Source organism: Mesorhizobium sp. M7A.F.Ca.US.002.01.1.1 (assembly GCF_004022955.1).
GTDB lineage: Bacteria > Pseudomonadota > Alphaproteobacteria > Rhizobiales > Rhizobiaceae > Mesorhizobium > Mesorhizobium ciceri.
Map to the genome: position 1 here is coordinate 1 of NZ_RZQE01000228.1, position 9,052 is coordinate 9,052.

The window sequence follows — 9,052 nt, forward strand, 5'->3', positions numbered from 1 at the left end:
GCCCTTCGATGCCGGCAAGCACCGCGCCCTGCCGCTGGTGGCCGATGCGGCCGAGGGCCTGGGGGAACTCGGTGCTGCGCTGAAGGACTGGAAGGCGCCGGCAAGCTGGACCGACAATGCGTCCTCCGGCAAGAAGGCCTGGGCGGTCGAGGCGGCCAAGGTGACGGCGTCGACCAATGCCGCCTATCCGTCCGATGCGCAGGTGATCGGCGCGGTGCAGCGCGCCATGGGCTCCGGTGTGACGCTGCTGAATGCCTCCGGCGGGTTGCCGGGCGAATTGCACAAGCTTTGGCAGGCGGGCGCGCCCGGCTCGTACCATGGCGAATACGGCTTCTCGACCATGGGCTATGAGATTGCCGGCGGGCTCGGCGCCAAGATGGCGAAGCCCGGCGAGGAGATCGTCGTCATGATCGGCGACGGCTCCTACCTGATGATGAATTCGGAGATCGCCACCTCGGTGATGCTCGGCCTCAAGCTGACCATCGTGCTGCTCGACAACCGCGGTTACGGCTGCATCAACCGGCTGCAGATGGCGACCGGCGGCGCCAACTTCAACAATCTGCTGAAGGACTCGCGCCACGAGGTTCTGCCCGACATCGACTTCGCCGCGCATGCGGCGAGCATGGGGGCGATTGCCGAGAAAGTGCCGTCGATCGCCGGGCTGGAAAACGCGCTGGCACAAGCCAGGAAGAATACGCGCACCACGGTGCTCGTCATCGACACCGACCCGCTGGTTTCCACCGATGCCGGCGGTCACTGGTGGGATGTGGCGGTGCCGGAAGTGTCAGTGCGGCCGCAGGTCAACGCGGCGCGCAAGGCGTATGACGAAAAGCGGCAGATGCAGACCATCGGCGATTGATAGAGGCGCCGAAGCTCCTCCTTCTCCCTGTCTCTACACGGGGAGAAGATGCCGGCAGGCAGATGAGGGGCGGCGCCAACGAGCAAGAAACTGTTTTAGGACCGGAGTGACGACTTGAAAGCCAAACTGGGCATGTCCCCCATTGCGTGGTGGAACGACGATCTTGCGGAGCTCAGCGATGACGTGTCGCTGGAAGAATGTCTGCGCCAGTCGCGCTCGGCCGGCTTCACCGGCATGGAGATGGGCCGGCGTTTTCCCAATGACCCCGAAATCATGCTGCCGATCCTGAAGGCCGCCGACGTCACGCTGTGCGGCGGCTGGTTCTCGGGCACGCTGGTCGATGGGGAGATGGCCGACAACAAGGATCGCATCCAGCCGATGATCGACCTGTTCAAGGCGGTGAACGCGCCTTGCATCGTCTATGGCGAGGTTGGCCGTTCGATCCAGGGCGACCGCTCGAAGCCGCTGGCGACCAAGCCGAAGCTGTCGGACGACGAGATGAAGGCTTATGCGAAACGCCTGACCGCGTTTGGCGAATGGTGCGCCGAACAGGGCATGCCGTTGTCCTACCACCACCACATGGCGGCAGTGGTTGAGACCGAGCCGGAACTCGATGCCTTCATGCGCTATTCCGGAGCCGGCATTCCGCTGCTGCTCGATGCAGGCCATCTGGCATTCGCCGGCGGCGACGTGCTGCGCGCCATCGACAACCATCATACCCGGATCAGCCATGTGCATGTGAAGGACGTCCGCATGGGGGTGATCGAAAAGCTCGACCGCACGAAGCAGTCCTTCCTCGACGCGGTGGCGCTCGGCGCCTTCACCGTGCCGGGCGACGGTTCGCTGGACTTCGGCGCCATCGTGCAGCGCTTCGCCGACCATGGCTATGAGGGCTGGTTCGTGGTCGAGGCCGAGCAGGACCCGAAGAAGAACCCGCCGCTCAAGATGGCGCAAGTGGGCTACGAGGAATTGATGCGCGTCATGACGGCGGCCGGATACACGGTCGAGACGCAAGGCTTTCCAAATGTCTAGTCTCCCAATGGCTGGTGCGACGGGTTCCCGGCGAGGCCGATTGCTGTAGATTGGCCCGATGAAAGATTCCGAACACCCCTTCTTCCGGCCTTTGTGGCGGCGTGTCGCCGTCGTCGCGGTCTGCGTCATCTGGTCGATCATCGAGTTCGCCACCGGCACGCCGTTCTGGGGCATGATCGCGCTCGGCTTCGCCGGCTACGCCGTCTGGCAGTTTTTTTATCTCTACAAGCCTGCTGACGAGGCGAGGCCTCCGGTCGGGCCCGAGCCGAAGGAGTGACTGATCGCATGCGTCGGCGGTTAGCTTCCAGTGCTTCTAACTTCGTCATCCTAGGGTCTCCGCGACGGAGCTTCGCTCCTGCTAGGCCCTAGGATGACGAAGTTGAGAGGCTTCGGCCGATCTCGAAGATTTGCGATAGGAGAGACAAAAATGTCGAAGCTGCTCGTCAAAGCCGACAAGGGCCACGGTCGCGTCGCCCATGTGACGCCGAAAAGCGCCGGCTGGACCTATGTCGGTTTCGACCTGCATCGGCTGAAGCCGGGCGAGAGCGCCTCCGGCAAGACGGAGGATCGCGAAGTCTGCCTGGTGTTCGTCACCGGCAAGGGCAAGGCTTCAGCCGGCGGCAAGGAGCTCGGCCTGCTCGGCGAGCGCATGTCGCCCTTCGAGGGCAAGCCGTGGTCGGTCTACGTGCCTGAGGGTTCGGACTGGTCGGTGACCGCGGACACCGAACTGGAACTCGCGGTCTGCTCGGCGCCGGGCCTTGGCGGCCGCCTGCCGGTTCGCGTCATCGGACCGGACGATCTCGGCCAGGAGGTGCGCGGCAAGGGCACCAACACGCGCTATGTCACCAACATATTGCCGGAGGGCAAGCCGGCCGATTCGCTGCTGGTGGTCGAGGTCATCACGCCCGGGGGGCATACGTCGAGCTATCCGCCGCACAAGCACGACCAGGACAATCTGCCCGCTGAATCCTACCTCGAGGAAACTTACTATCACCGCCTCAACCCGCCACAGGGCTTTGCCTTCCAGCGCGTCTACACCGACGCCGACAAGAACGGCCATCGCGCGCTCGACGAAGCAATGGCGATCGAGGATGGCGATGTCGTGCTGGTACCCAGGGGTTATCACCCCTGCGCCGCCTGCCATGGCTACGACCTCTATTATCTCAACGTCATGGCAGGACCGAAGCGGACGTGGAAGTTCCACAATGCGCCCGAGCATGAATGGCTGATGAAGGCCTGATCGGTCGCTGCGTGAGCACTCGCTCCCTGGTCCAGCACGAAAAAATCGTCGGCTAATGACCCCGCCGCAGCGTTTTGTTACCTGAAAGCCAGCAAGGCTTCGTCAATTCGTCATGGAAATCACCTATGGCAGCGAAGCTGACAAGGACTTTCCATGCGCTACGCCCTCTATTTCACTCCCCGGCAGGACGAGCCACTGGCGCGGATTGCCGCCGACTGGCTGGGCCGCGACCCGTTTGGCGCCGCGACGAGGCCGGTCGAAGCGGTGGCCGACCTGTCGGCGGCGGAAGTCGCTTTCCACACCGCTTCGGCGCGCCGCTATGGTTTCCATGCGACGCTGAAAGCACCGTTCCGCCTAGCTGCCAACGAGACGGAAGTCTCGCTGCGCGCCGCACTCGACCTTTTTGCCGAGGTGACGCCGGTGGTGACCATTCCCCGTCTCGTGGTCAGCCAGATCGACGGCTTCTTCGCACTGGTGCCGGAAGGGCCAGTGCCTGCGCTCAACCGGTTCGCCGATGACGTGGTGCGCGACTTCGACCGGTTTCGCGCACCGCTGAGCGAGGCGGAAATCGAGCGGCGCAGCCCGGATTCGCTGAAGCCGGCCGAGTTCCGCAATCTCTGCCAATGGGGCTACCCCTATGTCTTCGAAACCTTTCGCTTCCACATGACGCTCTCCGGCCGGGCGGGGTCACAGGAGAGCCCGCGTTTGCGCGCAGCGATCGACAGCCTGTTCGCGGAAGTGCTGCAACAGAAGGTCCTGGTGGATGCGCTGACCTTGTTTGTCGAAACCGAACCGGGTGCGCCGTTCATGGTGCTCTCGCATCACGCGCTCGGGCGCCGCCCGGCCAGAAAAACCGCCTGAAGGACTGCCTGAAATGACCGCCGAGACTGTTCTCCACAATGCCCGCATCGTGCTTGCCGACGAGATCGTCGAAGGTTCGCTGGTGCTGCGCGACGGCTTTATCGCCGGCATCGAAGCCGGCGCAAGCTCTGGTTCTGGCCGCACCGGCGAGGATATGGGCGGCGACTATATTATTCCCGGGCTGGTCGAGTTGCACACCGACCATCTCGAAGGCCATTACGCGCCGCGGCCCAAGGTGCGCTGGAATCCGATCGCCGCCGTGCTCGCCCATGACGCGCAGGTGGCAACCGCCGGCATCACCACCGTGCTGGATGCCTTGCGCGTCGGTATGGACGAAGACGCCGACCTGACATCGGCCGACATCCGCAAGCTGGCCGACGCGATCGAGGACAGTGTGAAGCAGGACCGTCTGCGCGCCGACCATTTCATCCACCTGCGCTGCGAGGTTTCGGCTCCGGACTGCCTCAGGGCTTTCGCCAATTTCGACGGCGACGAGCGGGTTAAGCTGGCATCGCTGATGGATCATGCGCCAGGCCAGCGCCAGTTCGTCAATCTCGAAACCTATGCCTACTATTACCAGCGCAAGCTGAAGCTGACCGATCGCGACTTCAAGGTGTTCTGCGAAAAGCGGATGGCCGAATCGGCGCGCAATTCGGCGCCGAACCGGGCGGTGATCGCCGCCGCCTGCCAGGAGCGCGGCATCGTGCTGGCCAGCCACGACGACGCCACATCGGGCCATGTCGACGAAGCGATCGAGCAGGGCGTGCGGGTCGCCGAATTCCCGACCACGGAAGAGGCCGCCAGGGCCTCGAAAGAGGCCGGGATGGGTGTGCTGATGGGCGCGCCAAACGTTATGCGCGGCGCCTCGCATTCGGGCAATGTCTCGGCCCGTACGCTGGCCAGCGACGGCCTGCTCGACATCTTGTCGTCCGACTACATTCCCTTCAGCCTGATCCAGTCGGCGTTCTTCCTCGGCGATGTCGTCGAAGGCATTTCCCTGCCGCAGGCCGTCGCCATGGTCTCGAAGAACCCGGCCGATGCGGTTGGCCTGACCGACCGCGGCGTCATCGAGCAGGGCCGCCGCGCCGATCTGGTGCGGGTGCGCGTCGACGACCATGTTCCGGTCGTGCGCACCGTGTGGCGGCAGGGACGCCGGGTGGCATGATGGTGTCGGCACTGATCGAGCGGGAACTTTCGGCCGAGACGTTTCCGATCCGCGATGGCGTTTTCGTCGCCGTCGTCGGCCCAAGCGGCGCCGGCAAGGACACGGTGATCGGCTACGCCCGCAACCATTTTGCCGACGAAACGCGGCTGGAGTTCGTCCGCCGGGTCATCACCAGGCCGAGCGATGCCGCAAGCGAGGATCACGACACGCTGGCCGACGCTGCCTTCGCCGAAGCCGAAGCCGATGGCGCCTTCGCCATTTCCTGGGAAGCACACGGCTTGCGCTACGGCATCCCCGCCGATGTCGACTGGTCTGTCGCCAATGGCCGTGTCGCTGTCGCCAATGTGTCGCGCGCGATCATCCCCTCCTTGCGCGAACGCTATGCCAACCTGGCCATCGTCGAGATCACTGCCTCGCCTGACGTGCTGGCCGAGCGTCTGGCGATGCGCGGCCGGGAGTCCCGCGGCGAAGTGCTGGCGCGGCTGGCACGCAGCGCCAATGTCACTCTGTCCGGGCCCGGCGTCACCTCGATCGACAACAGCGGCCCGCGCGAAGCCGCCGGCGAACGCTTCGCCGAGGTGCTGCGCAAGGCGATGGCCTTTTCCGACATGTCGGGCCTGATCTAGGCTAGCTATTCCGCAGCCTGGCCCGCCACGCCCTTGCGGGTGGCGTCGACCATCAGCCGCCGTTCCCGGAACACGCCCCATTGCTGGTCGACCAGCACGCCGATGAGGATGACGCCGCCCATCACCGCGAAGTTGAGCGAGGACGGGATGCCGAGCAGGTTGACGAGATTCTGCAGCTCCTGCAGCAGCACCGTGCCGAGGATGACGCCGATCAGCGAGCCTTCGCCGCCGCGCAGCGAGAAGCCGCCGAGCACGGCGGCGGCGATGGCGTAGAGTTCGTAGAACTGGCCGTGGCTGGCCGGCGAGATCGAGCGCGTGTACATGGCGAAATAGATCGCCGACAGCGCCGTCAGCACACCGCAGATGACATAGGCGGCGATGACGACACGGCCGGTGCGGATGCCCGAATATTTCGCCGCCTCCTCGTTCTTGCCGATGGCGTAGAGATAGCGGCCGAACACCGAGCGATGCAGCACCACCCACATGACGATCGAAATAACGATCAGCGCGATGAAACTGTTCGGCACGCCATAGGAGCGTCCGGCCGTCAGGAATTCGAGCTCGGGAAAATTCTGGCCGAACGCAAAACCCGCCGTGCCGTCGGCGGTGTAGAAGCGGGCGACACCGCGGTAGATCAACAGGCCGCACAAAGTGACGACGAAAGGCTGCAGCTTGAGCCTTGTGATCAGCCAGCCATGCACCAGGCCTATGATGGCGCCGAGGAACAGGATCAGCACGAAGGCCAGCGGCCAGCCCACCTCGCGCACGGCGATGAAGTCGATGAACAGCGTTCCAAGCAGCGCGACCACCGAGCCGACCGACAATTCGATGCCGCCGGTGATGATGACGAAGGCCTGGCCGATCGACAGGATGCCGAACAGGCCGATCAGGTTCGAGGTGTTGGCGAGGTTGATCGGCAACAGGAAGCGCGGATTGATGATCGCAACGATCGCCCCGACCACCAGGATCAGGATCAGCAGGCCGAGATCTTTCTTGCTCATCGTCTTCTCCCCAATGCCTGAGCAGATCGCGCTTGCGCGACCCCGGCAAAACTACTTCGGCTGCTTGCCCACCGCCAGCAGCAGCACGTTTTCCTGGCTGAACCGGTCCTTGTCGAGAATGCCGGAGATTTGGCCCTCATGCATGACGGCGATGCGGTCGGACACGCCGATCACCTCTTCCATGTCCGACGAGATCATCAGCACGGCGACGCCGGCATCGGCCAATGCGCGCATCAGGCCGTAGATTTCCGCCTTGGCGCCGATGTCGATGCCGCGCGTCGGCTCGTCGAGGATCATCACCTTGGGGTTCATGGCCAGCCACTTGCCGAGCACGACCTTCTGCTGATTGCCGCCCGACAGCGTGCCGGTGCGCGTCTGCACCGAAGGCGCCTTGATGCCGAGATCTTTCTTCTGCTTCTCGGCGGTGGAGGTCTCGGCGCTTGAGGACACCAGGGAGCGGCGCGCATGCGCGGGCAGATTGGGCAGCGAAATGTTCTGAGCGATCGACAGGTCGAGCAGGATACCGGTGAGCTTGCGGTCTTCCGGCACCAGGAAGATGCCGTGCGCGACGGCGTCGGCCGCGGAAGCCAGCGCAAGCGGCTTGCCGTCGAGTTCCAGCGCGCCCCCGAGCTTCGAATCGATGCCGAAGAACACCCGCGCCAGCTCGGTGCGGCCGGAACCGACAAGACCGGCGAGGCCGAGGATTTCGCCGCGCCTGACGTCGAGATCGACCGGGCGGCCGGGATAGGCAGGGGTGCGGATGGCCTTGGCCGCAAGTGCTACGGCGCCGGGCGCACGCGCCGCTTCCGAGGCCTTCTCGCGCTCCTTCAGCATGCGGCCGATCATCAGCTTGACCATCTGGTCGTGGCCGATGTCGCTCTTCGGCAAGGTGCCGGCCAGCATGCCGTCGCGCAGCACCACGACGCGGTCGGCGACGCGCTCGACCTCGTGCAGGCGGTGCGAGATGAAGATGACGCTGATGCCGTCGGCCTTCAGCGCCTTGATGACGTCGAGCAATTTGTCGGTCTCGGCGAGCGGCAGGCTCGATGTCGGCTCGTCGAGGATGACCAGCCGCGCCTCGATCGACAGCGCCTTGGCGATCTCGACCATCTGCTGCTGCGCCAGAGACAGGGTCGCGACCGGCGTGTCGGCGGAAAAATTGGCGCCGACGCGCTTCAAAAGCGGCGCCACCATGGTGCGCAGCTTTGCGCGGTCGACGAGCTTGAGCGGCCCGGCGCGCAAAGGTTCGCGGCCGAAGAAGATGTTGGCGGCGACGTCCAGATTTTCGAACAAATTGAGTTCCTGGTGGACGAAGGCGATGCCCGATCCCAGGCTGGCTTCGACGGAGAGCCTGTCATGCGCGGTGCCGTCGACGGTGATCGTGCCGCTGTCGGGCCTGGTGACGCCGCCGAGGATCTTCATCAACGTCGATTTGCCGGCGCCGTTTTCGCCGACAAGGCCGATGACCTCGCCCGGCCTGACCTCCATGGAGAAGCCGTCGAGCGCGACGACGCCCGGATAGGTCTTGCGCACGTTCTCAAGGCTGAGGAACGGGGCGGTCACGGATGCAGCAATGGATGTGTCGGAATAATTCATCATGCCTGACAGCGATTGGCGGGCCAATTTCTGAGCATGATCTTTTCCGAGAACCGGCTTCCACTTTTCGGGATCATGCTCTTGGCTTTTGGCAGACTGACGATCCTCGCGGTGTTCGTCAATGCGAGCAGCCGGCCCAAGCGACGTTGAGCCGGCTGAACTGCTTCAAGTCTTAGTTTCCGGCCATCGCCTTCAGATTGGCGGCGTAGGCGTCGACGTCATCCTTGCCGATGATCTTGGTCGGGATGATGATGAGGTTGCCTTCCGGGATGCCCGACTTGTCGCCCTTGAGATAGGCAGCCATCAGCTTCATGCCCTGATAGGCCCATTCGAAGGGCTGCTGCACGACGGTGGCGGCAATGGTGCCTTCCTTGACGCCGCCCAGCGTGATCGGATCGTCATCGAAGCCGACGACGGTGATCGAGCCGAGCTTGCCGGCATCGCGCAGCGCTTCATAGATGCGCGGCGTGTTGTAGGAGTAGAAGCCGACCATGCAGGTGACGTCGGGGCTGGCGACCAGCGCGTCCTCGACATTCTTCTTGGCGCGCGCCTGGTCGATGTCGTCGCCGCGCACGTCGATCAGCTCGATCTTGGTGCCGGCCAGGCCGTCCTTCATGCCCTGGATGCGCTCCTTGGCATTGTCGGCGCCGAGCAGGCCGACGAAGCCGAGGC

10 protein-coding genes are annotated in these 9,052 nt (G+C 64.3%); 7 read left to right on the forward strand and 3 right to left on the reverse strand.

Going from position 1 to position 9,052, the window contains the following annotated elements:
• The 7 genes from EN932_RS20940 to phnN all read left to right on the forward strand — a co-directional run.
• A partial coding sequence (locus EN932_RS20940; protein WP_164890554.1) for a thiamine pyrophosphate-dependent enzyme occupies nt 1–859 on the forward strand: 859 nt, incomplete at its 5' end.
• Between the two features lie 114 nt (nt 860–973).
• Nucleotides 974–1,891, forward strand: a complete 918-nt coding sequence (gene iolE / locus EN932_RS20945) for a myo-inosose-2 dehydratase (RefSeq protein ID WP_127368109.1) — start codon at nt 974–976, stop codon at nt 1,889–1,891.
• Nucleotides 1,892–1,949: 58 nt separating this feature from the next.
• Nucleotides 1,950–2,168 carry a hypothetical protein gene (locus EN932_RS20950; protein ID WP_027161053.1) on the forward strand — a complete coding sequence of 73 codons (219 nt, stop codon included), beginning with the start codon at nt 1,950–1,952 and terminating at the stop codon, nt 2,166–2,168.
• Between the two features lie 150 nt (nt 2,169–2,318).
• On the forward strand, nt 2,319–3,131 hold the full coding sequence (gene iolB / locus EN932_RS20955) for a 5-deoxy-glucuronate isomerase (RefSeq protein ID WP_064992838.1): 813 nt from the start codon (nt 2,319–2,321) through the stop codon (nt 3,129–3,131).
• Nucleotides 3,132–3,284: 153 nt separating this feature from the next.
• A complete protein-coding gene (locus tag EN932_RS20960; protein ID WP_027161055.1) occupies nt 3,285–3,992 on the forward strand; it encodes a DUF1045 domain-containing protein in 708 nt (235 codons plus the stop codon).
• Between the two features lie 13 nt (nt 3,993–4,005).
• Complete coding sequence (locus tag EN932_RS20965; RefSeq protein ID WP_127368108.1) at nt 4,006–5,157, forward strand: alpha-D-ribose 1-methylphosphonate 5-triphosphate diphosphatase; 1,152 nt, start codon at nt 4,006–4,008, stop codon at nt 5,155–5,157.
• On the forward strand, nt 5,154–5,783 hold the full coding sequence (gene phnN / locus EN932_RS20970; RefSeq protein WP_027161056.1) for a phosphonate metabolism protein/1,5-bisphosphokinase (PRPP-forming) PhnN: 630 nt from the start codon (nt 5,154–5,156) through the stop codon (nt 5,781–5,783). The genes EN932_RS20965 and phnN overlap by 4 nt, the downstream gene beginning before the upstream one ends.
• Before the next feature lie 5 nt (nt 5,784–5,788).
• On the opposite strand, the gene EN932_RS20975 is transcribed toward phnN, so the two are convergent.
• The 3 genes from EN932_RS20975 to EN932_RS20985 form a co-directional block, all read right to left on the reverse strand.
• Complete coding sequence (locus tag EN932_RS20975; RefSeq protein WP_027161057.1) at nt 5,789–6,784, reverse strand: ABC transporter permease; 996 nt, start codon at nt 6,782–6,784, stop codon at nt 5,789–5,791.
• A gap of 51 nt (nt 6,785–6,835) precedes the next feature.
• Entirely contained in the window at nt 6,836–8,380 is a 1,545-nt protein-coding gene (locus EN932_RS20980; protein WP_081714222.1) for a sugar ABC transporter ATP-binding protein, read from the reverse strand.
• Between the two features lie 172 nt (nt 8,381–8,552).
• Nucleotides 8,553–9,052, reverse strand: a 500-nt coding sequence (locus EN932_RS20985; RefSeq protein ID WP_164890555.1) for a substrate-binding domain-containing protein, incomplete at its 5' end; no start/stop codon positions are given.